This window comes from Shinella zoogloeoides, from assembly GCF_003574625.1.
Taxonomy (GTDB): Bacteria; Pseudomonadota; Alphaproteobacteria; order Rhizobiales; family Rhizobiaceae; genus Shinella; species Shinella zoogloeoides_A.
On record NZ_QNUJ01000002.1, the window covers coordinates 150749 to 172031 of the forward strand.

General features: G+C 65.5%; 20 protein-coding genes. 6 read left to right on the forward strand and 14 right to left on the reverse strand.

The features are described 5' to 3' along the window. Positions 1 to 40 precede the first annotated feature (40 nt). The 7 genes from DSD28_RS04195 to kdpF are packed head-to-tail and all read right to left on the reverse strand — an operon-like array spanning position 41 to position 8124. Positions 41 to 733 (reverse strand): response regulator transcription factor, encoded by a 693-nt coding sequence (locus DSD28_RS04195; protein WP_119255106.1) that lies wholly within the window; start codon positions 731 to 733, stop codon positions 41 to 43. Next, positions 730 to 3435 carry a sensor histidine kinase gene (locus tag DSD28_RS04200; RefSeq protein ID WP_119255449.1) on the reverse strand — a complete coding sequence of 902 codons (2706 nt, stop codon included), beginning with the start codon at positions 3433 to 3435 and terminating at the stop codon, positions 730 to 732. Before DSD28_RS04200 ends, DSD28_RS04195 begins: the two co-directional genes overlap by 4 nt. Before the next feature lie 47 nt (positions 3436 to 3482). Beyond that, complete coding sequence (gene kdpC / locus DSD28_RS04205) at positions 3483 to 4049, reverse strand: potassium-transporting ATPase subunit KdpC (protein WP_119255107.1); 567 nt, start codon at positions 4047 to 4049, stop codon at positions 3483 to 3485. Between the two features lie 11 nt (positions 4050 to 4060). After that, positions 4061 to 6109, reverse strand: coding sequence for a potassium-transporting ATPase subunit KdpB (gene kdpB, locus DSD28_RS04210; RefSeq protein ID WP_119255108.1), 2049 nt, complete (start codon positions 6107 to 6109; stop codon positions 4061 to 4063). Positions 6110 to 6138: 29 nt separating this feature from the next. Then, positions 6139 to 6285, reverse strand: coding sequence for a hypothetical protein (locus DSD28_RS25760; protein ID WP_162911249.1), 147 nt, complete (start codon positions 6283 to 6285; stop codon positions 6139 to 6141). A gap of 9 nt (positions 6286 to 6294) precedes the next feature. Continuing rightward, positions 6295 to 7998 (reverse strand): potassium-transporting ATPase subunit KdpA, encoded by a 1704-nt coding sequence (kdpA, locus tag DSD28_RS04215; protein ID WP_119255109.1) that lies wholly within the window; start codon positions 7996 to 7998, stop codon positions 6295 to 6297. 36 nt (positions 7999 to 8034) lie between these two features. Continuing rightward, entirely contained in the window at positions 8035 to 8124 is a 90-nt protein-coding gene (gene kdpF / locus DSD28_RS04220; RefSeq protein ID WP_119255110.1) for a K(+)-transporting ATPase subunit F, read from the reverse strand. A gap of 466 nt (positions 8125 to 8590) precedes the next feature. Between kdpF and DSD28_RS04230 the strand changes: the two genes are divergently transcribed. Next, entirely contained in the window at positions 8591 to 10279 is a 1689-nt protein-coding gene (locus tag DSD28_RS04230) for a sensor domain-containing diguanylate cyclase (RefSeq protein ID WP_245424741.1), read from the forward strand. A 121-nt stretch (positions 10280 to 10400) separates the two neighbouring features. On the opposite strand, the gene DSD28_RS04235 is transcribed toward DSD28_RS04230, so the two are convergent. Further along, positions 10401 to 10820, reverse strand: a complete 420-nt coding sequence (locus DSD28_RS04235; protein WP_119255112.1) for a MarR family winged helix-turn-helix transcriptional regulator — start codon at positions 10818 to 10820, stop codon at positions 10401 to 10403. Between the two features lie 193 nt (positions 10821 to 11013). Between DSD28_RS04235 and DSD28_RS04240 the strand changes: the two genes are divergently transcribed. Further along, positions 11014 to 12831 carry a chloride channel protein gene (locus tag DSD28_RS04240; RefSeq protein ID WP_119255113.1) on the forward strand — a complete coding sequence of 606 codons (1818 nt, stop codon included), beginning with the start codon at positions 11014 to 11016 and terminating at the stop codon, positions 12829 to 12831. 37 nt (positions 12832 to 12868) lie between these two features. Here the strand turns inward: DSD28_RS04240 and DSD28_RS26205 are convergent, their stop codons facing one another. Continuing rightward, positions 12869 to 13159, reverse strand: coding sequence for a hypothetical protein (locus tag DSD28_RS26205; RefSeq protein ID WP_245424742.1), 291 nt, complete (start codon positions 13157 to 13159; stop codon positions 12869 to 12871). Positions 13160 to 13372: 213 nt separating this feature from the next. Here DSD28_RS26205 and DSD28_RS04250 point away from each other — a divergent pair, with 213 nt between their 5' ends. The 3 genes from DSD28_RS04250 to DSD28_RS04260 all read left to right on the forward strand — a co-directional run bounded on the left by DSD28_RS04250 (position 13373) and on the right by DSD28_RS04260 (position 14996). After that, a complete protein-coding gene (locus DSD28_RS04250; RefSeq protein ID WP_119255114.1) occupies positions 13373 to 14062 on the forward strand; it encodes an RNA polymerase sigma factor in 690 nt (229 codons plus the stop codon). Positions 14063 to 14145: 83 nt separating this feature from the next. Further along, positions 14146 to 14667, forward strand: coding sequence for a DUF4142 domain-containing protein (locus DSD28_RS04255; RefSeq protein ID WP_119255115.1), 522 nt, complete (start codon positions 14146 to 14148; stop codon positions 14665 to 14667). Then, entirely contained in the window at positions 14664 to 14996 is a 333-nt protein-coding gene (locus DSD28_RS04260; protein WP_119255116.1) for a cupredoxin domain-containing protein, read from the forward strand. Before DSD28_RS04255 ends, DSD28_RS04260 begins: the two co-directional genes overlap by 4 nt. A gap of 20 nt (positions 14997 to 15016) precedes the next feature. Here the strand turns inward: DSD28_RS04260 and DSD28_RS04265 are convergent, their stop codons facing one another. From DSD28_RS04265 to DSD28_RS04280, 4 genes are all read right to left on the reverse strand, one after another. After that, positions 15017 to 15916: a homocysteine S-methyltransferase family protein gene (locus tag DSD28_RS04265; RefSeq protein ID WP_119255117.1), complete on the reverse strand. Its 900-nt coding sequence runs from the start codon at positions 15914 to 15916 to the stop codon at positions 15017 to 15019. A gap of 156 nt (positions 15917 to 16072) precedes the next feature. Beyond that, a complete protein-coding gene (locus DSD28_RS04270; RefSeq protein WP_119255118.1) occupies positions 16073 to 16741 on the reverse strand; it encodes an aspartate/glutamate racemase family protein in 669 nt (222 codons plus the stop codon). Between the two features lie 87 nt (positions 16742 to 16828). Next, positions 16829 to 17869, reverse strand: a complete 1041-nt coding sequence (locus DSD28_RS04275; RefSeq protein ID WP_119255119.1) for a DUF6282 family protein — start codon at positions 17867 to 17869, stop codon at positions 16829 to 16831. A 71-nt stretch (positions 17870 to 17940) separates the two neighbouring features. Next, a complete protein-coding gene (locus DSD28_RS04280) occupies positions 17941 to 19290 on the reverse strand; it encodes an MFS transporter (protein WP_205536161.1) in 1350 nt (449 codons plus the stop codon). A gap of 347 nt (positions 19291 to 19637) precedes the next feature. Here DSD28_RS04280 and DSD28_RS04285 point away from each other — a divergent pair, with 347 nt between their 5' ends. After that, entirely contained in the window at positions 19638 to 20498 is an 861-nt protein-coding gene (locus DSD28_RS04285) for a MurR/RpiR family transcriptional regulator (protein WP_245424743.1), read from the forward strand. 2 nt (positions 20499 to 20500) lie between these two features. Here DSD28_RS04285 and DSD28_RS04290 read toward each other — a convergent pair whose 3' ends face one another. Beyond that, positions 20501 to 21280, reverse strand: a complete 780-nt coding sequence (locus DSD28_RS04290) for an inositol monophosphatase family protein (RefSeq protein WP_119255121.1) — start codon at positions 21278 to 21280, stop codon at positions 20501 to 20503. Between the last annotated feature and the right edge of the window lie 3 nt (positions 21281 to 21283).

A 21283-nucleotide genomic window follows, 5' to 3' on the forward strand; every position in this document is an offset into this window, starting at 1 on the left:
TGAGGACGAGGGGGTACTTCCCCGAACAGCGCAGGATGCGTCAGCCCTCGTCGGCGAGCCTGTAGCCGACGCCGGTTTCCGTGAGGATGTATCGCGGCTGGTCCGGCATGCGCTCGATCTTCTGCCGGATCTGGCGGACATAGACGCGCAGATACTGCACGTCGGTCTGGCCGTCCCAGACCTGTTCGAGCAGGAAGCGATGGGTCAGCACCTTGCCGGCATGCTGCACGAGGATGCGCAGGATGTCGTATTCCTTCGGCGAGAGTTTTATCTCCTCCCCGGCCACCTTGACGATGCGCTTGACGAGATCGACCGAGAGATCGCCGACCTGGAAGACCGGCTTTTCCCCGTGGCTCTGCAGCCGATGGCGCAGGGCGACGCGAATTCGCGCAACCAGCTCGTTCATGCCGAAGGGCTTGGCGACATAGTCGTCCGCGCCGAGTTCCAGCGCCTTCACGATGCCGGCCTCGTCGGTGCGGCTCGACAGGATGATGATCGGCAGGTCCACCCCCTCGCCGCGCCATCTGGCCAGAAGGTCATGCCCCGGCATGTCGGGCAGGCCGAGATCGAGCACGATGAAATCGGGCCTTTCCGACTTGACCAGTTCCGTCGCCACCCTGGCATTCATCGCCTCGATCACGACATAGCCCTGCGCGGAAAGCCCGACGCGCAGTAGCTTGCGGATGGGCGGCTCGTCGTCGACGACCAGGATGCGGACGCCGGCGCCGGTCATTCGTCTTCTCCCGGCATGGACATCCCGGCCATGGCCGGCATGCGGATCGTGAAGACCGCGCCGGAGCGATCGGCGCGGTTCGCCGCGGTGATCGTGCCGCCCATCGCCTCCACGAAGCCGCGGCAGATGGAGAGCCCGAGTCCCGTGCCGGCGCGCACCTGATCCGCCTTGCGCACCCGGTAGAAGCTGTCGAAGACGCGTTCGATATCGCCGGAAGGAATGCCGGGGCCTTCATCCTTGATGCTCAGCATGATCGTATTCCCGTCCTGTCGACCGTCGATTTCGATCGATGTGCCGTCCGGCGCGTATTTGGCGGCGTTGTCGATGAGATTGAACAGCACCTGCTCGAAAAGCACCGGATCCACCCTCAGCATCGGCAAGGTCTCGGGAATATGCACCTCGACCCTGTGATGCGAAACGATCTTCGCCGCCCGTGCGAGCGCCGAGCCGACGATATCGCCCGCGAAGTGCCATGCATAGTTCGGCTCCATCGCGCCTGCGCCGATGCGTGTCATGTCGAGCAGGTTGGCGATGAAGCGGTTCAGCCGCTCGGATTCGTCGATGACGGTGGATAACAGCTCGCGCCGCGTCTCCTCGTCAAGCCGGACGCCGAGATCCTTCAGCATGTCGGCCGAACCCATGATGGCGGCAAGCGGCGTCTTCAGGTCGTGGGAGATGGAGGTCAGCAGCGCCGCACGAAGCTTGTCCGTCTCCGCGGCAAGCCGGGCGCCGTCGACATCGGAGACCAGTTGCACGCGCTCGATGGCGAGCGCCGCCTGATCCGAAAGCGCATCGAAAAGACGGCGCTGCTCGGGCGCCAGGATCGGCCCCTGCCGGTCGTTGTCGAGACCGATGACGCCGACCGCCTCGCGGCCGGTGCGCATGGGAAGGTAAAGCCGCCGCGCGCCCGGCAGCGTGTCGGCACCGCGGCCGGCCGGACGATTGTGCTCCCAGGCCCATTTGGCCGCGGCGATATCGGCGTCGACAAGCGTGTCGTCGGGCGGATAGCCGGCCTTGACGGCGACCACTCCCGCCTCCGGCAGCAGAATGACGACCCTTACCTTGAGCATGGACGCTATCTGGAAGGCGGTCGCCCACAGCACATCGTCCAGCGTGCCGGTACCGGCGAGCTTCCTGGAGAAGAGGTAGAGGTCTTCCGTCATGCGCGCCCGCTGGCGGGCAGCGGCCGCCTGGCGGTGGACGGCCGCGGTGAGATTGGAAGCGACGAGCGCGACGCCGAAATAGAAGAACAGCGCGACGAGGCTTTCGGGATCGCGGACCGTGAAGGTATATCGCGGTTCCAGGAAGAAGAAATTGAAGGCGAGCGCGCCGAGTATCGAGGCGAACAGGCCGGCGCCGAGGCCGCCGCGCACCGAGGCCGCGAGCACCGCCATCAGGAAGACCAGCGCCAGGTTCTGGACGTCGAGCGTCTGGCTGAGCGCGACCCCGGCGAGGATCGCCAGCGCCACGAAGACCACGCTGAGCAGGTACGGCCTGATACGGAACGGCTGCAGCGCCTCGGCGCTCCTCACGCCCCGCCGCGGTTCTTCCGCCCTCGCATCACCGGAGATGACGTGCACGCTGATATCGCCGGCATGACGGATCAGGTCGTAGGTGACGTTGCCCTGCCAGAACCGTCGCCAGCCGGACCGCTCCGGGCGGCCGACGACGATGTGGGTGAAGTTGTTGGCATTCGCATAGGCGATGATCTCGCGCGAGGGGGCGAGCGCCGGCAGCGTCACCGTCTCGGCGCCCAGCTGCTCGGCAAGGCGCATGTTGGCGGCGAGCCTGTCCTTGTCCTCTTCCGAAAGGCCTGCCGACTGCGGTGTTTCGAGGTGCAGCGCTGCCCAGGGCGCCCGCAGCCGATCGGCCTGGCGCCGCGCGTAACGCACGAGACTGGCGCCTTTCGGACCATGGTCTATGCAGACCAGCAGGCGTTCGCCGGCCGCCCACGGACCGGAAATGGCATGCGCCTGCATGTGGTTGAGCAACTGGTCGTCGACCCGCTGCGCGGTGCGCCGCAATGCGAGCTCCCGCAGTGCCGTCAGGTTGCCGGGCGAGAAATAGTTCTCGATGGCCCGCTTCGCCGTCTTCGGCACATAGACCTTGCCGTCCGCCAGCCGCTTGATCAGGTCGTCGGGCGTTATGTCGATGATCTCGATGTCGTCGGCACGGTCGATGATGGAATCGGGCACGGTCTCACGCACCCTGATGCGCGTGATCTGCGCCACCACGTCGTTGAGGCTCTCCACATGCTGGATGTTGAGCGTCGAATAGACGTCGATGCCGCGCGAGAGGATTTCCTCGACGTCGAGGTAGCGCTTGGGATGGCGGGCGCCGGCGACATTGGTATGCGCAAGCTCGTCGACGAGGACGAGCGCCGGCCGGCGCTCAAGGATCGCGTCGAGGTCCATCTCCTCGAGCTGCTGCCCGCGATATTCGATCTTCCGCCGGGCGACGACCTCGAAGCCCTCGACGAGTGCGGCCGTTTCCACGCGGCCGTGCGTCTCGACGACGCCGATGACGACATCGACGCCGTCTGCCTGCCGCGCCCGGCCGGACATCAGCATCTCGTAGGTCTTGCCGACGCCCGGCGCGGCACCGAGGAATATCTTGAGCCGCCCGCGCGTTTCCCGCTCCGCGCGGTCCAGGAGGGCGTCCGGCGATGGCCTGCTGTCGATCTCGCGATTGTCGTCCGGCATGAGCATCCATCCACTGTTCCCGGCCGCCCGGGAAAGCTCATTTCAGTTTACGAGGGCGCGCCGTCAAGCGCCATGTTGAGACGCAGCACATTCACGACCGGTTCCCCCAGAAAGCCGAGCTTGCGGCCCTCGACCTGCCGGTCGACCAGCGCACGGACGGCAGCCTCGTCCAGCCCCCTCGCCCTGGCCACGCGCGCCACCTGGAAGTAGGCGGCTTGCGGCGAGATGTGCGGATCGAGACCGCTGCCCGAGGCGGTGACGAGGTCGATCGGCACCTCCGCTGTCGGATCGGCGGCTTTGGCCGCATCGTAGTCGGCCTTCACCCGGTCGATCAGCTTCCGGCTGGTTGGGCCAAGATTGGAGCCGGAGGAGCCGGCGGCGGCGTAGCCATTCCCCGCAGCCGAAGGACGTCCATGGAAATACCGGTCGCTCGTGAAGGCCTGTCCGATGAGCGCCGAGCCGATCACCCGGCCGTCCTTCTCGATCAGGCTGCCATTCGCCTGCCGCGGGAAGACGGCCTGCGCGATGCCGGTCATGGCGGCGGGATAGAGAAGGCCGGTGATGGCGGTGGTGGCAAGGATCATGACGATTGCCGGGCGCAGTTGCTTGAACATGGTCGATTTCCTTAGGCAAGGCCGAGGGCGGTGATGGCGACATCGATCGCCTTGATGCCGATGAAGGGCACGACGATGCCGCCGAGGCCGTAGATCAGCAGGTTGCGGGAGAGGAGCGCACCGGCCCCGACGGCGCGGTACTTCACGCCCCTCAGCGAAAGCGGGATCAGCGCGACGATGATGAGCGCGTTGAAGACGATCGCCGAGAGGATGGCCGATTGCGGGCTCGACAGGCCCATGACGTTCAGGACGCCGAGCTGCGGATAGAAGGCGAGGAACATGGCCGGGATGATCGCGAAATATTTCGCGATGTCGTTGGCGATGGAGAACGTCGTCAGCGCGCCGCGGGTCATCAGCAATTGCTTGCCGATCTCGACGATCTCGATGAGCTTCGTCGGGTCGCTGTCGAGATCGACCATGTTGCCGGCCTCGCGGGCGGCGACCGTGCCGGTGTTCATGGCAACGCCCACATCGGCCTGGGCAAGGGCCGGCGCATCGTTGGTGCCGTCGCCGCACATGGCGACGAGCTTGCCCCTGGCCTGCTCCTCGCGGATGAGCTGGAGCTTGTTCTCCGGCGTGGCCTGGGCGAGAAAATCGTCGACGCCGGCTTCCGCCGCAATGGCCGCCGCCGTCATCGGATTGTCGCCGGTGATCATCACCGTGCGGATGCCCATGCGGCGCAATTCCGCGAAACGCTCGCGAATGCCGCCCTTGACGATGTCCTTGAGCTGGACGACGCCGAGCAGCCTGTCCTCCCTCGCCACCGCCAGCGGCGTGCCCCCGGCTTTTGCGATCTCCTCGGCGATGGCCTGAAGCTCGCGCACCGCATCGGAAGACGCGCCGGCGCCGACATGGGACAGCACCGCATCGACCGCGCCCTTGCGGATCTGTGCCCCTTCGAGGTCGACGCCGCTCATGCGGGTCTGGGCGGTAAAGGGCACGAAGCTCGCCTTGAGGCCGGCCATGTCCCGGCCGCGGATATCGTATTTCTCCTTGGCAAGAACGACGATGGAGCGGCCCTCCGGCGTCTCGTCGGCAAGCGAGGCGAGCTGGGCGGCATCGGCAAGCTCCTGTTCGGTGACCCCGCGCACCGGCCTGAAGGCCGTCGCCTGACGATTGCCGAGCGTGATGGTCCCGGTCTTGTCGAGCAGGAGCGTATCGACATCGCCCGCCGCCTCCACCGCCCGCCCCGACATGGCGAGCACGTTGAAACGGACGAGGCGGTCCATGCCGGCAATGCCGATGGCGGAGAGCAGTGCGCCGATAGTCGTCGGAATGAGCGTGACGAACAGGGCGACGAGCACGATGATCGGGATCGAACCGCCGGCATAGGAGGCGAAGCTCGGGATGGTGACGGTCGCCAGAACGAAGATCAGCGTCATGCCGGCGAGCAGGATGTTGAGCGCGATCTCGTTCGGCGTCTTCTGGCGCTCCGCCCCCTCGACCAGCGCGATCATGCGATCGAGGAAGGTCGAGCCGGCGGCGGCGGTGATGCGCACGAGGATCCAGTCGGAGAGGACCTGCGTGCCGCCCGTCACGGCCGAGCGGTCTCCGCCCGATTCCCGGATGACGGGAGCGGATTCGCCCGTGATCGCCGCCTCGTTCACCGAGGCGACGCCCTCGACGACCTCGCCGTCCGAGGGGATGATATCCCCGGCCTCGACGAGCACCAGATCGCCGACCTTGAGACTGGTGCCGGGCACCAGCCTGTACTCGGCGGAGCCGTTTGCCGCGAGCAGCTTGGCCTGGGTCTCGCTGCGGGCGCGGCGCAGCGAATCCGCCTGCGCCTTGCCCCGGCCCTCGGCGACCGCTTCGGCGAAATTGGCGAAGAGCACGGTAAACCAGAGCCAGAGATTGACCTGGAAGGAGAAGGCGAGGCCGCCGCCACCGGATGCCAGATCGCGCAGGAAGAGGAGCGACGTCAGCAGCGAGACGGTCGCCACGACGAACATGACGGGATTGCGGGCGAGCGTGCGCGGGTTCAGCTTGGTGAATGCTGCGCCGATTGCCGGAACGAGAATGCGAGAATCGAGGATACTCGCGGATTTTGCCTGGCTCATACGAGACTCCAGCGTTGAAACGGACGCGGTCACCCGCGCAGAAATTCGATGATCGAAACGATGGCGATCATCGCGACCAGCATCACCAGGATGAGGTTGGAAGCACACCATCGGGCTGGCATCGCCCCCCTGCGAACGGGGGACGAAGGAGAGGAACCTGTCGTGCGAAGCGTCATGGCCAATCCTCAGAAGGTCTGTCCGGCCAGCATGGCGAGGTGTTCGACCACCGGGCCGAGCGCGAGCGCCGGGAAGAAGGTGAGCCCGCCGACGATAAGGATCGTGCCGACGAGCAGGCCGACGAAGAGCGGGCCGTCCGTCGGGAACGTGCCGGCGGAAGCCGGGACGGTCTTCTTGGCGATGAGCGAGCCGGCAATGGCCAGCGCCGGTATGATGACCAGAAAACGCCCCATCAGCATGCCGAAGCCCAGCGTGACATTGTACCAGGGCGTGTTGCCGGTCAGACCGCCGAAGGCCGAGCCGTTGTTGGCCGCCGCCGAGGTATAGGCATAGAGGATCTCGGAGAAGCCGTGCGGGCCGGCCGTGCCGACGGAGGCGACCGCCGTGGGCAGCACGCTGGCGATGGCCGTGAAGACGAGCATGGCAAGCGGCAGGCAGAGGATCGCGAGCACCGCCATCTTCATCTCCTTCGCCTCGATCTTCTTGCCGAGATATTCCGGCGTGCGGCCGACCATCAGGCCCGCCACGAAGACGGCCACGACGATGAAGAGGACGATGCCGTAGAAGCCCGCGCCGACGCCCCCGACGATGACCTCGCCGAGCTGCATGTTGATGAGCGGAATGAGCCCCCCGAGCGCCGTGAAACTGCCATGCATGGCGTTGACCGCACCGCAGGAGGCCGCCGTGGTGACGACCGCAAAGAGCGAGGAAAGAGCGATGCCGAAGCGGGCTTCCTTGCCCTCCATATTGCCGCCCTGGAGGCCGAAGGCGTGCATGAGCGAATTGCCGGAGGCTTCCGCCCAGTAGGTAACCGTGACGCCGGCGAGGAACAGAACGCCCATGGCCGCAAGGATCGCCCAGCCCTGGCGCTGGTTGCCGACCATGCGGCCGAATACGTTGGTGAAGGCCGCGCCGATCGCGAAGATCGAGACCATCTGAAGCATGTTCGAGAGGACGTCGGGGTTCTCGAAGGGATGGGCGGAATTGGCGTTGAAGAAGCCGCCCCCGTTGGTGCCGAGCATCTTGACGGCAAGCTGCGAGGCGACCGGGCCGAGCGCGATGGTCTGCCTTGCGCCTTCCAGCGTCGTCACCTCCACATAGGGGCCGAAGGTCTGCGGCACGCCGAGCGCCACATAGGCAAGCGTCAGCACGACACAGACCGGCAGCAGCACGTAGAGCGTGGCGCGGGTCATATCGACCCAGAAATTACCGATCGTCTTGCCGGATGCGCCCGCGAAGGCGCGGATGAGCGCGACGGCGATCGCCATGCCGGTGGCTGCGGAAACGAAGTTCTGCACCGTCAATCCCGCCATCTGGGTGAGATAGGACATGGTGCTCTCGCCGCCGTAGTTCTGCCAGTTGGTATTGGTGACGAAACTGACAGCGGTGTTGAAGGCGAGTTCCGGCGCGACGTCGGGCATGCCGGCGGGATTGAGCGGCAACGCGCCCTGCAGGCGCTGCAATGCGTAAAGCAGCAGCAGCCCGGCAAGGTTGAAGGCCAGCATGGCGACGGCATAGGCCGTCCAGCGCTGCTCCTCGCGCTCGCTGGTGCCGGCCAGCGCATAAAGGCCCCGTTCGACGGGAACGAGCACGGGGGAAAGGAAGGTTCGCTCCCCGGCAAAGACGCGCGTCATATAGGCGCCGAGCGGTTTGACGAAGGCAAGGACGATCCCGCAGAAAAGAAGGATCTGTAGCCATCCGATGAAGGTCATGGGCAAAACTTTCGTTACCGGCAGCATTGCTTCCGTTCAGAAGCGTTCCGGGCGAATGAGGGCGTAGGCGAGGTAAATGGTCAGGAAGACGGCAACGGCGCCGCCGAACGCATAATCGAACGACATCGCACCCTCCCTCACAACCGTTCGCAGGCATGCGTGTAGACAACACAGAATGCGAAGAAGGCGAGCACCGCGCCTGTCAGGAGAACATCCATCATCACTCTGGACTCCGTTATCGGGGGCCAGACAAGCCGCGGACGCTCTTCGAAAGCGCACCGCGAAGTCACCTGGCGCAGGGATCCTTCGATCTCCCGCGCTTCAATATGCAGCCGAACCGGATAGGCTTTCGAGAGCGGCCGGAAGGTGAAAAAATAGGAATTCCATAGGAATTTCAGCCGGTGTGCGCCTCCGGCCTGTCGGCCTGCGTCCGAAGACCGCCAGATGGCGATTTTCCGAACCCGCACGGCTATCTCTCCAGCGTGACAGCGGAAGATCGGCCCCATGCCGGGCCGCAGCGATTAACGGCATCAAAAGCTTTTTGCCCTAACGGAGATGCATGACTTCGAGTGGGTTTCGAAACAGACGTCCGGTGGCCTTCCTGCTTCTAGTGATGCTGACATATTTCAGCACTGCATTGGCAAGCGCAGCGGATTCTTCCGAAATTCGCAGTTCCTGCTGGGCATCCGGCGATCTGTCGGAGGACGTGGTCGCGATAGCACGGCAGGAAAGCCGGTGGTCCTGCGGCACCCGGGAATTCGCCATCGATGCCGAGCGCGTATTGCTCCGCTTCGACATCACACCCGACAATGCCCTTCCCCGATATCTCCTCTCAAGGCGAAGTGCACTTGAGACGGTGCATCTTCTGGCGATCGATCGGGAGGGCGCGGTCCGGCAAACTTCCGTTCCCGCGGCCGCCCTGCCCAGTTCGCTGGCTGGCGGGTACTTCAAGGCTTCCCTGCCGGAGGTGACGCGCGAGACCGCGCATGTCGTCGCCGCGATCGACCTGCCGAGCCACCGGATGACGCTGGAGGGGGCCTATCTTGCCCCGACGGATCCGGCCGGCGGCACGGGTGACATGCGGTTCCTGCTGGTCCTGGCAGGGCTTGCCGGCATGCTCGTCATGCCCCTTATCTTCAACGCAGCGTTCTACCGGGCCCTGCGTGAATCTTTCGTTCTCTGGCACTCGGCCCTCACGCTTTCGCTGCTGATGACCGTTCTGGTTTCATCCGGCCTGTCAGTCGTGCTTTTCGATCCTCCGGCGATGACGTTGAGCTGGATGACGACATTGATCTTCGGGATGACGGTCGGGTCGGGAGCGATGTTCACCCACAGCTTCATCGAGCCCGGATTGATGCATCCGCTCCTGCGGCGTCTGCTACCCTATTGCGCGGTGTGGGCGATATTCCTGAGCGTGTTTCATGCGGCGTTTCCCTTCGTTGCGCGCCCCATGCAGGCGAGCGCCTACACGGCAGCGTTTGCGCCGATCCTCGGTATCTTCATATTGTCCATGATCGATTCTCTGCGTCGCGGAAGCCGCGCCGCGAGGTATCAGGCGATAGGCTACACGCCGATAATCGTGGTCGGGCTGGTTCGTCTGGTGACGGGTGTTGTTCCCTGGCTGCACAGCACCGACGCCATGTTCCTATTCTATATGGGTTGCGCGTGTGAAGTCCTTTTCACGACGCTTGGCGTGGCAGAGCGCTTCGTCACCATGAAGCGCGAGCGGGACCGCGCACGCAACGAAGCCGAGCTGCTCGAACGGCTGTCCGAAACGGATGCGTTGACGGGATTGTTCAACCGGCGGGCCATCGAGCGCCAGTTCGAGCAACTTCGCGGCGAAGGCTTCGCCGCGCTGGCTGTCATCGACCTCGACCATTTCAAGGCGATCAACGATATGAACGGGCACGGCGTCGGGGACGAGGTGCTCAAGGCTGTGGGCAGTGCACTCCAGGCAAGTCCTGACGTTCGCGCGTATCGCCTCGGCGGCGAGGAATTCATGCTTCTCTTGCGCGGAGACGATGCCGAAGCCCAGGCCGAGCTTCGCCGCCAGGCAATTCCCGCAATTGTCGCTCATGCCGTTTCGGGGCTCGGGCGCCCCGTGACTGCCAGCATGGGCGTGACGAACATCTTTGGCAGCGAAGGTTTCGCTGCACTTTACGAACGCGCCGACAAGCTGCTTTACGAAGCCAAGAGCGCGGGGCGCAACCGAACCCGCAGCGCGATCAAGGCGACGCCGGTGCTGGTGTCATTTCCAAACGACCAGGCGATGATCGCCTAGGCCGGCGCGCCGCTTGCCGCTTCATTCCGACCCGGCCCATCACGACGATCCCGCATCAGATTAACTTGCTGCCGTCCCCATCGTTTCGGCAATCATCGCCGGGATTTGAAGGAGCCCTATCCTAACGTCCGACATCGAGCGTACGGAGAATGTCGATCAGCCGCGGCGCCATTTCGCGGATTTCCGTGAGATGGATGGCGGTCAGCCTTTCCAGGATGGCATCGGCCTTGTCCGTCAACGTGAGGGTCTGGCGGCGGCGGTCGGCGGGGTCGGAATGCCGCGTCACATAGCCGGCGGCAACGAGCCGGCCGACGAGTTCCGTCGCTGAATGGGGCGCGATCAGCAGCCGCTCGGCAAGCCGGCCGACGGTCATCGGCTCTTCGTCGCGGTGCCCCCTTATCGTCAGGAGCGCCTGATGCTGCTGGGCGGGAAGCCCTTCGTGATGCGCCGCCGAGGTGCTGAAATCCATGAAGCGGCGCAGCGTGTAGCGCAGGTTCGAGAGCGCTTCGTAATCGGCATCGCTCAGCCTGTCCTTCGCCATTCTCCGCTCCCGCTTCCGCGTTCCGGCCGCCGCCGGCATTTTCCGCAACAACATCCCTCCACCGGCTTACCGCAGGTCGGGCCGGCGGGCTAGTGCGCCAAATGACCTTCTCGCCAGCCGGCAATCCCTGTTGATTTATATCGTATTACGATGTATCTGCGGCCGCCTTCACCATTTCAGCGACGGGAAAGCCATGCCCCAAACGAAGCCCCACCACCGCCCGCACGACTTCACGGGCGGCCTAGCCCGGCGCGAGGCCGGCGATTTCACGACGGACCGGCGCGTGCTCGCCCTGATAGGCATGGCGCTCATCGTCGGCAGCGGCGGCGCGCTCGCCGCCAAGCTCCTGGTGAGCCTGATCGCGCTCGTCACCAATCTCGCCTGGTTCGGGCAGTTCAGCCTTGCAGCAACCTCTCCAGCACAGGCCCCGCGCTCGCTCTGGATGGTCCTGACGCCCGCCATCGGCGGCCTGATCATCGGCCTGATGGCGCGCTTCGGCTCGGAGAAGATCCGCGGCCACGGCATTCCCGAAGCCATCGAGGCGATCCTCATCGGCGGTAGCCGCATGTCGCCGAAGGTGGCCATCCTGAAGCCGCTCTCCTCGGCGATCTCCATCGGCACGGGCGGCCCGTTCGGCGCCGAGGGGCCGATCATCATGACGGGCGGGGCGATCGGATCGCTCTTCGCCCAGTGCTTCCACATGAGCGCGGCCGAGCGCAAGACGCTGCTGGTGGCGGGCGCCGCCGCCGGCATGACCGCCATCTTCGGCTCGCCGATCGCCGCCGTGACGCTCGCCGTCGAGCTTCTGCTTTTCGAATGGAAGCCGCGCAGCTTCATTCCCGTCGCGATCGCCGCCTGCGTCTCGGCCTGCTGGCGCCCGTTCCTCTTCGAGGCCGGCGCCCTCTTTCCCCGGCAGTTCCACATGGACCTTCCGTGGTGGGGCATCGGCCTTTGCGCCGTCGCCGGCCTCATCGCCGGCCTGCAGTCCGGCCTCCTGACGATGCTGCTCTACCGGATCGAGGACGCCTTCGAGGCACTGCCGGTCCACTGGATGTGGTGCCCGGCGATCGGCGGCCTTGCCGTCGGCCTCGGCGGCCTGATCGAGCCGCGAGCGCTCGGCGTCGGCTACGACATCATCGACGGCCTCCTCAACAGTCGCATGCTGCCGCAGGCCGTGCTGACGATCCTGCTGGTCAAGGCCGCGGTCTGGCTGGTCTCGCTGTCGTCGGGCACGTCGGGCGGGGTGCTCGCGCCGCTTCTCATTCTCGGCGGGGCGCTCGGCTGGCTGGTCGGGCTGGTGTTTCCCGGCGATCCCGGCTTCTGGGCGCTGCTCGGCATGGCGGCGATGATGGGCGGCACGATGCGCGCGCCGCTGACCGGCACCTTCTTCGCGGTCGAACTCACCGGCGACGTCTCCAGCCTGCTGCCGCTGCTCGCCGCGACGATCTCCGCCTATGCCGTCACCGTGCTTCTCCTGCGCCGCTCCATCCTGACGGAGAAGATCGCCCGGCGGGGCCAGCACATCACCCGCGAATACGGCATCGATCCCTTCGAATATGCCCGCGCCCGCGACATCATGATCGAGGCGGTCGATACGCTTCCCGCGCAGATGCGCGTGGGCGAGGCCTCCGCTTTCTTCGCCACCACGGAGAAGACGCACCGGATCTATCCGGTGATCGACGCGGACGGGCTGCTGAAAGGCGTCGTCTCGCGCGGCGATGCGCTGCGCTGGCAGCAGAACCCGGCACTCGCCGACCAGAGCCTCGACGAGCGGGTTTCCGATACGTCGGTGCCCGTCGCCCATCCGGAGGATACGATCGGCTATGTCGCCGACCTGATGCTTGCGACCGATGTCGGCCGCATTCCGGTGGTCGATCCGCAGAGCGGCCGGCTCGTGGGGCTGGTGGCGCGCAAGGATCTGCTGCGGCTGCGCCATGCCGCCAACACGCTGGAGAACGAGCGCAAGCCCTATCTCGGGCCGAGAAAGACGGCGCCCGGAAAGGCCGGCTAGCGAAAAGGCCACCTCGGCACCGGGCTGCCCCTCAAGATCATTTCTTCAGGACGGGCCCGGTGTCGAAGCTGGCGTCGACCTGCGCCATCCAGAGGCGGATCTGGTCGAAGAGAAGCGCGAAGTCGTAGCGCCATTCCAGGAGGAGGACCTGCCAGGCGCTGCCGTCCAGCGTGGCGAGACGCTGGTCGAGCCGCTGCCTGAGAGCGGCGAGCTGCCCGGATTGCAAGGCCTCCGCCTCGGCGCCATGCGCCGGATGGTGCGCCGCCTTCTGAAGCTGCCGATCCAGTTCGAGAAGCTCGCTCTTCAATGCTGCCAGATCCGTCGCCATCGGATGGTCCTCCGTTCGATGCAAAATAATTATATCGTGATACGATATATTTTCAAGGCCCGTGCCGGAGGAAGGGCCGTCGACATCCTTCCGGCAGCGGCGCAAAATGCGGGTGGTTACCGGCGGGCAAAGGGCCTTTCCGCAGAAAATCGCATCCCGCGGGAACCTCGCCGGAAGTCTGGCATCCAATGTCCGTTTCGAAGGAGCGTGCCGATGCCAGCCATGCCGACCATTCCCATAGCCGTCCCCGTGGAAGGGGAAGCCGATCTCGTCCGGCGTGCTACGGCGGGCGAGGCGCAGGCTGTCCGTGCCATCATCAGGACTCATAACCAGCGGCTCTACCGGCTCGTGCGCGCCGTGCTGCGGAACAATGCCGATGCGGAGGACGTGCTGCAGGAGGCCTATCTTCGCGCCTTCGCCAATCTCGGCCGCTTCCAGTGCGAGGCCTCGCTATCGACCTGGCTGTCGCGCATCGCGCTCAATGCTGCGCTGATGCGGCTTCGCGCGCAGAAGCGGATGAAGCGGATCGCGCCTGCGCCGGAACTGGCGAAAGCCGAGATCATCCCCTTCCCGCTTGCCTCTTCCATTGCCGATCCGGAGCGCGTCATGGCGCAGCGACAGCTTCTTCACCTCGTCGAGGAGGCAACCGACGCGCTTCCCGAAACCTTCCGCCTCGTCTTCGTCGCCCGCGTCATCGAGGGCCTCAGCGTGGAGGAAACGGCAGCGCTGCTGGAGCTTGCCCCGGCAACGGTCAAGACCCGCCTGCACCGCGCTCGCAAGCTCATCCGCACCCAACTCGAGGAGCGGATCGGCCCAGTCCTCGTCGAGGCCTTTCCCTTCGCGGGGGTGCGCTGCGAGCGGCTGACGCAGGCCGTTCTCTCGAAACTCGGGCTTGCGGAATAGCGGGAACCTCTCAGCGGGGCCGGCATCCAATGCCGCGTCAACAAAACCGGCGCCGGCCACCCGGCGGCGCCAAGGAGAGCCCGATGAAAACCCTGATTTCCACTCTCGCCGCGACCTGCATGGCCCTGACCGCCTCTTTCGCGCTGGCCGCCGACAAGCCGACCGACCCGCAGATCGCCCATATCGCCTACAGCGCCGGCGTCATCGATGTCGAGGCCGCCAAGCTTGCCCTCCAGAAGACCAAGAACGCCGAGGTCAAGGCCTTTGCCGAATCCATGAAGAAGGACCACGAGGCCGTCAATGAGATGGCGCTGGCGCTCGTCAAGAAGCTCAAGGTCACGCCGGAGGACAACGCGACCAGCAAGGCGCTCGTCAAGGCGGCCGACGAGAAACGCGCCGAACTCGGCAAGCTCGAAGGCAAGGCTTTCGACAAGGCCTATATCGAAAACGAGGTCGCCTACCACAAGCAGGTGAACGGCGCGCTGGAGACCCTGCTCATCCCCTCGGCGCAGAATGCGGAACTGAAGAGCCTGCTGGAGACCGGCCTCAAGCTGTTCCAGGGCCATGAGCAGCATGCCGAACATGTCGCGGCGGACTTGAAATGACGATCCTCCTTCTCACCCGAAGGCAGGTGCTTGCCACGGGCGCGGCGGCGCTTGCCGGCGGCACGCTCGCCCGCGCTCATGACGGCACGGTGCATGTTGCGATCAGGAACCTCGCGTTCCAGCCAGCAGAGATCGAGGTCAGGGCGGGCGAGACCATCGAATGGACGAACGACGATCCCTTCGCCCATACCGCCACCGTCAAGGGCGGCTGGGAGGTCACGATCCCGCCCGGCAAGAAAGCGACGCATGTCGTAGCCGCCGGAGACACCGTCGACTACTATTGCCGGTTCCACCCCAACATGAAGGGGCGGATCAAGGTCGTCGAGTAGCCGGCCGCCATCGGCGGCGGTCAGCCGAGCCGCCGGCGCAGGTTATGGATATGCGACGCGCCGACCCCGCAGCAGCCGCCGATCATCGTCGCGCCGCTTTCCGCCCAGTCGCAGGCGAAGGCGGTGTAGCGGTCTGCCGAAAGGTCGTCGCGAATGGCATGCAGCGCCTCGTTCGCCGCGCCCTCGTCCTCCGTGGTGAAGGCATTGGCATAGACGCCGATCTCGACCGGGCGGCCGCTTTCCGCGAGGATGGCGGCCGCGACATCGACCGCCTGCCGCATCACCTCGGGCCGGCTGCAATTGAACAGCATCGCCGAAGCCGTAGAGGCCGCGATCCAGCGAGCCGCGTCCGCCACGCTCTCGCCGGAGCGCAGCGCGGGCGGTTGCGTTTCGGCGCCCGGCTCGTCCTGCAGCGTGAAGGAGATCCAGAAAGGTTTTCCGGTGGCCGCCACCGCCCGCTCCACGGCTTGCGCCTCCGCGATCAGGCTCAGCGTCTCGCCGAGAAAGACATCGACGTAGGGATCGAGCTCCGCGACCAGGAGGCCGATATAATCCTGCACGCGCTCCGGCTGGAAAAGCTGCGGCTCGTAGGACCCGAAGATCGGCGGCAGCGAACCTGCGACCTTGACCTTTCGCTCCCCGGCCGCGTCCGCCGCTTCCCGCGCCAGCCGGCCGGCCAGCGCGATAAGCCGGCGCCCTTCCGCGCGAAACCGCGCCTCGCCGATATGGAAGGGCACCAGCGCATAGCTGTTCGTCGTGACGACATCCGCCCCGGCGGCAATGAATTCCGCATGCACCTGCCGGACGATATCCGGGCTTTCCATCAGCGCCACCGCCGACCATTCGGGCTGCCGCAGCTCGGCCCCGAGGCGGACCAGCTCACGACTCATGCCGCCGTCCAGAATTGTGATGCCCGTCATGAAATCCGCCTCCCATTGTCCGCCGGAGCGGCGAACATCCGTTTATACCTCTCCTGCCAGAAGTTGCCGGCACGGTCCACAGCGCTCGCCCGAAACACGGGTGCTGGTCGACCACGGGTAGGGAAAGGTCGGGCGGGCGGCCATAAGCCTCACGGCTCAGGCCGTCGCGTCCGCCATGGCGGTCCTTGCAAGCGCCAGGCGAATGGCCGCCGGGACGGGCTCGATGATGGGGACCTCGAAACGGGCGCCCAGCGCGACGGCGTGAACGGCGAGCGGCCCGCCGCCGATGATGACCGCCTCCGCACGATCCTCGGAGATCGCAAGGGCGCAGGCCTCCATGAGGCTTTCCTCCAGCCGCACCGGGTCGCTCATCACGCTGGCGACGTCGCCCTCCGTGAGGCGGACGCCGGTGAAGGATGCGGAAAAGCCATAAGCTTCCACCCGCTTTTCGATCGCTTCGACGAGGTCGGGCGTCGTGGTGACGATGGAGAAGCGCCGTCCGCCACTGGCCGCCTCGATGATGCCGGCCTCGGCGATGCCGGTGACCGGCACCGGCGAGAACCGCCGCAGCGCATCGATGCCCGGGTCGCCGAAAGCCGCGACGACGATGCCGGAATAGCGGGCAAGATCGAGCGTCCTCGCCAGTTCCATGACGGCGGAGGCTCCGACCGACAGCAGCGCGTCGTCATAGATGAGCGGCGCGCCGCGCCGGACCGTCGCGCCCTCCACCGCCTGGCCGGCAGGCGCGGTGTTGCGCGCGATCGCCACCATTTCCTCGGTCGTGGCGGCATTGGTGTTGGGATTGATGAGAAGCAGGGGCTTCATGGCCTATTCCTTGTGTGCGAAGGCAGCCGGGCATGCCCGTCTACCTTCGCCGATGGGTTCGCCGGGCGTTTCCGCCCGGCACTCTTCCTAGAGGTCCAGCAGGTTTTCGGGATTGGTCTTGACCATGGTGTGGATTTCTTCCGGTGTGAACTCCAGATCGAGAAGCGAGCTGATCAGGACACGCATGCCCTCGACGGGCGTCGGGCCGGAGCGGATGCCGTAGTCGGTGCCGACCACGAAATGCTCGATGCCGATTTCCCGGATCTGCCGCGCCCAGGGCACGATGCCGCTGAAGGCATCCGGCGAGCTGGCGATGCCGGCGATCTGGTCCGCCCATTCGCGCTCGACATAGTAGTTCGTGCGCGGCAGGCCGCGATGGAACATCCAGTCCGACACGCAGCCCTCGAGCAGCACGCCCTTCTTCGCGAGGTCCTTCTGCTGCTGCGTCGACAGGCGGACGCGGCAGGGATGGGCGACGACGATCTTCCTGATACCGAACTCGATGGCAAGGTCCACGAGCCGGATCGCCTCTTCGGCGGAGATGTGCCCGGTATTGAGATGGACATGGGGATGATCGGCGATGAGCTGGAGGATCTCGGCAAGCTCGTCCGAAATCGGCCCTTCCAGCGGGATGCGGACCGCGCGGGACAATTCGTCTTTCGCGAATTTCGGATACTGGTCCTTGAAGTAGACCGGCTTGCCGTCGACGAAGGAGCCTTCGTGGCTCGCCATGTAATGGGTGCAATGAGCGCCGAAATGCACGAAGCGGGCGCCGGCGCCGTAATAGAGCGCCGTCTTGACGGCGCGCGGATTGAGGCCGCCGAAGTTGGAGGTGAGGATGATGCCGCCGAAGATATCGATGCCCGGCACCTGCCAGTTGACCAGCTGGGACGTGCCGTTGCTGACGCCGAGCGTGTGGTCATAGAAGACAAGCGCCTTCATGCCTGCCGCCTTCGCCTGCTCGGCGATCTCGAAGGGCGTCAGCCGGCCGGGGCAGGATTTCAGCCAGGGGCCGCTATGGACATGGATGTCGGTGGTGCCGATCATCAGCTCGTCCGGCAGGCTCATGGAGCGATTGTAGAAGGTTTCGCGCGGCAGCGGCTTTGCGGTTTCGGGGGCGTCGGTCACGTCGGTTCTCCTTGTATGCTGTTATAGTGGCCGCCGCCCGCAGGCTTTCGGCATGCGGGCGGCGCGCCGGATCACGAAGCTGCAGCTTTTCCGGCCGGCAGGGCGGTGGTTTCGGCCGGCTCCTTGCGGATGAAGAGAAGGATCAGCAGCACGGCGATGAACTCCACCCCGGCGATGATGAAGAGGCCCGGCGAATAAACACCGGTAGCGGTCTTGATGGCGCCGAGGAACTGCGGGGCAAAATAGCCGGCAAGGTTCGCGATAGAATTGATGAGCGCGACACCGGCGGCAAGCGCCGTTCCCGACATGAAGCGCGGCGGCAGGCTCCAGAACACCGGGATGGAGCCCATCGTACCCGCTGCCGAAAGGGCAAGCGCCGCGATGACACCCGGCGCGCTGCCGGCTTCCTGGGCGAACGCCGCCAGCACGAGGCCCGTGGCGCCGAGCGCCGCGGCGACGGCCGTGTGCCAACGGGATTCGTGGCTGCGGTCGGAAAGCCAGCCATTGGTCATCATGCCCATCCAGCCGAACAGGAAGATGCCCGACATGATCCAGCCGACCACCGTGATATCCGTAAAGCCGGCGGCGGTGATGAGGCTCGGCCCGTAGAAGGAGAGCGTCGCATTGCCGGTGATGATGCAGAAGAGGGTGAGGATGAGGACCCAGACGTCCCGGCTGCGCAGCGCAGCACCGAACTTGTGCTCGCGGCCCTGCATCTGCGCCGCCTCCTGGTCGAGCTCATAGGCCACCTGGTCGCGCTCGGCCTGGCTCAGCCACTTTGCCTCGCTCGGCTTTGCGGTCATCACGAAGACGGCGAGCAGGCCGAGGATGATCGACGGGACGCCCTCGATGATGAAGAGCCATTGCCAGTCCCTGAAGCCCATCAGGCCGTCGGTGCTCGTCATGATATAGGCGGCGAGCGGGCTGCCCAGAAGCAGGGCGATGGGCGAGGCGGACATGAAGATGGCGATGGCGCGCGAACGCCGGTGCGCCGGAAGCCAATAGGTGAGATAGAGGATGAGGCCCGGATGAAGACCGGCCTCGAAGGCACCCTGAAGGAAACGCAGCACGTAAAAATGCCAGGGCTGCGTGCACAGCGCCATCAGCACGGACACGACGCCCCAGCCGAGCGCGATGCGCAGGATGGTCTTCGGCGCGCCGATCTTCTGCAGGAGCAAATTGCTCGGCACCTCGAACAGGAAATAGCCGAAGAAGAAGATGCCCGCCCCCGCGCCGTAGACGGCGTCGCTCCAGCCGAGATCGTCGAGCATCGTGAGTTTGGCAAAGCCGACATTCACCCGGTCGAGCCATGCGAAGATATAGACCAGCGTGGCGAAGGGCAGAATTCGCCAGGCGATGCGCTTGAATGTCCGGTCCCTCTCCTCAAGGGTCGAGACCGTCGTTTTCGGTTTCGTTTCCACAGCTATCCTCCCATAGGACTGTGTCGCATGCCCAGCCGGAAGGCGAGCCTGCATATCTGATGGTTGCGCCGGCATCCGTCCCGTTTTCCAACCGCCGGCCGGCAGGCGGTCGTCTCTTTCGAAGAGCAGCCGGAAACCTCCGCCGGCCACGACTTTATGAAAGCATTTTTTCACGGATGGCGTCTACAAAAAAATACATTCATGGAAAAACTATTTTCAGGCACACCCTTCCGGCCTACGAAAAACGCCTTGAACCCCTTGTTATCACGGCTATTTCTATCAGCCTTCGCGAAAAGGCAGTTCCCTTCCCGGCCGGCAACGGCTAGAGTTCACGAAAGAAGATTTTCATGGACGCCCTGATGCAGCAGCCCGTTCCCAAGCAGTCATTTCTCCAGCGCATCAGAAACGAGTTGCGCCAGATGCATCCGGCGGAGCGGCGGCTGGCGGATTTCGTACTCAGCTTTCCGGGGGAGCTTGCAAGCTATACCGCATCAGAGCTGGCGCGGCTGGCGAATGTCTCCAACGCCACCGTCTCGCGCTTCGTGCAGCGGCTCGGCTATACGAACTACGAGGAAGCGCGCCGGCATGTGCGATCCGAGCAGATGTCGGGCGCCGCGCTCTACCGCGTCGTGTCGCCCGCCGATCCGCCGGACCAGACGCTGCATGCCCATCTCCAGCAGATTCACGCCAATATCGACCGCTCCTTCGCGGCCATCACCCTGCAGGAGATCGACGACGTCGCGCAGGCGATGCTGTCGGCCCGCCGCGTCTGGATCATCGGCTTCCGCACCAGCCAGTCCTTCGCTACCTACCTGCAATGGCAGGTCCAGCAGATCATCGAGAACACGGTGTCGCTTCCCCATGCCGGCCAGACGATGGCCGAGCATATCGCCAGCATCGGAAGGGAGGATTGCGTCATCGCCTACGGACTGCGCCGTCAGGTCCGCGCCTTCCCGCTCATCCTCTCGCAGATCGTCAAGACCGGCGCGAAGACGATGGTCGTGACGGACGACGACTGCGAGCGCCTTGGCGAGGTGACATGGCATTTCCGCTGCCAGACGGCGGCGGCGGGGCCGCTCTACAGCCATGTCGCCGTCATGGCCCTGACGGACCTGCTCGCGACCCGCGTGATGGAGCTTGCCGGCGCCAAGCGCCGCGGCCGCCTCTCGGCCATCGAGACGCTCCACGACGCGATCGAGGAAATCTAGGCTCAGCCGGCCCCCAGCAGGTCCAGCGCCTTCGCGTGCAGTGCCTCGTCCCCCGCCGCCACGACGCAGCCGCGCCAGGCAAGGTCGAGCGGGCCGCCCCGCCAGTCCGTCACGATGCCGCCGGCGCCCTCGATGATGGCGGTCGGCGCGAAGAGGTCGTAGGCGTCGAAGCCGGCATCGACGGCAAGGTCGGTGCGACCGCGGGCAAGGCAGGCATAACTGTAGCAGCTTCCGCCGTACTGGGTGAACTGCACTGCATCGTTGAGACGCGCGAAGGGTGCGCGGTCCGCTTCCGGAATGAAGCGCGGATTGGAGGATGTCATATAGGCATCGGCAAGGGAGGTGCCCTTGCGACAGCGGATCGCCTTGCCGTTATGCCATGCGCCCCGGCCGGAAATGCCCGTGAGCCGTTCGCCGGTGGCCGGAAGATCGATGACGCCGAGCAGCGGCTTGCCGCCGCGCGCCAGCGAAATCAGCGTGCCGTAGACGGGAATGCCCGCGACCCAGGCCGCCGTGCCGTCGATCGGATCGAGCACCCAGACGAATTCGGCGTCGAGCCGTTCGCTGCCATATTCCTCGCCCATGATGCCGTGGTCCGGGAAGGCCGCGTGGATTTCCTCGCGCAGCCGCGCCTCGACGGCGCGATCGGTGGCGGTCACGAAACTCGCATCCTGCTTGAGGTCGACACGGGGCGCCTCCTGCGCGGCGGCGAGAAGCAGGGCGCGGGAGCTGTCGGCGATCTTTTCGGCGAAGGCGAGGAAGGTTTCGGCAATATCGGTCATGTC

Coding starts and splice junctions, on each gene's coding strand:
- kdpB (WP_119255108.1), bottom strand. CDS start 6,109: ATGAGCCAGGCAAAATCCGCGAGTATCCTCGATTCTCGCATTCTCGTT.
- kdpF (WP_119255110.1), bottom strand. CDS start 8,124: ATGTCGTTCGATTATGCGTTCGGCGGCGCCGTTGCCGTCTTCCTGACC.
- DSD28_RS04235 (WP_119255112.1), bottom strand. CDS start 10,820: ATGGCGAAGGACAGGCTGAGCGATGCCGATTACGAAGCGCTCTCGAAC.
- DSD28_RS04200 (WP_119255449.1), bottom strand. CDS start 3,435: ATGCCGGACGACAATCGCGAGATCGACAGCAGGCCATCGCCGGACGCC.
- DSD28_RS04255 (WP_119255115.1), top strand. CDS start 14,146: ATGAAAACCCTGATTTCCACTCTCGCCGCGACCTGCATGGCCCTGACC.
- DSD28_RS04260 (WP_119255116.1), top strand. CDS start 14,664: ATGACGATCCTCCTTCTCACCCGAAGGCAGGTGCTTGCCACGGGCGCG.
- DSD28_RS04240 (WP_119255113.1), top strand. CDS start 11,014: ATGCCCCAAACGAAGCCCCACCACCGCCCGCACGACTTCACGGGCGGC.
- DSD28_RS04265 (WP_119255117.1), bottom strand. CDS start 15,916: ATGACGGGCATCACAATTCTGGACGGCGGCATGAGTCGTGAGCTGGTC.
- DSD28_RS04195 (WP_119255106.1), bottom strand. CDS start 733: ATGACCGGCGCCGGCGTCCGCATCCTGGTCGTCGACGACGAGCCGCCC.
- kdpA (WP_119255109.1), bottom strand. CDS start 7,998: ATGACCTTCATCGGATGGCTACAGATCCTTCTTTTCTGCGGGATCGTC.
- kdpC (WP_119255107.1), bottom strand. CDS start 4,049: ATGTTCAAGCAACTGCGCCCGGCAATCGTCATGATCCTTGCCACCACC.
- DSD28_RS04250 (WP_119255114.1), top strand. CDS start 13,373: ATGCCAGCCATGCCGACCATTCCCATAGCCGTCCCCGTGGAAGGGGAA.
- DSD28_RS26205 (WP_245424742.1), bottom strand. CDS start 13,159: ATGGCGACGGATCTGGCAGCATTGAAGAGCGAGCTTCTCGAACTGGAT.
- DSD28_RS25760 (WP_162911249.1), bottom strand. CDS start 6,285: ATGACGCTTCGCACGACAGGTTCCTCTCCTTCGTCCCCCGTTCGCAGG.
- DSD28_RS04290 (WP_119255121.1), bottom strand. CDS start 21,280: ATGACCGATATTGCCGAAACCTTCCTCGCCTTCGCCGAAAAGATCGCC.
- DSD28_RS04285 (WP_245424743.1), top strand. CDS start 19,638: ATGGACGCCCTGATGCAGCAGCCCGTTCCCAAGCAGTCATTTCTCCAG.
- DSD28_RS04270 (WP_119255118.1), bottom strand. CDS start 16,741: ATGAAGCCCCTGCTTCTCATCAATCCCAACACCAATGCCGCCACGACC.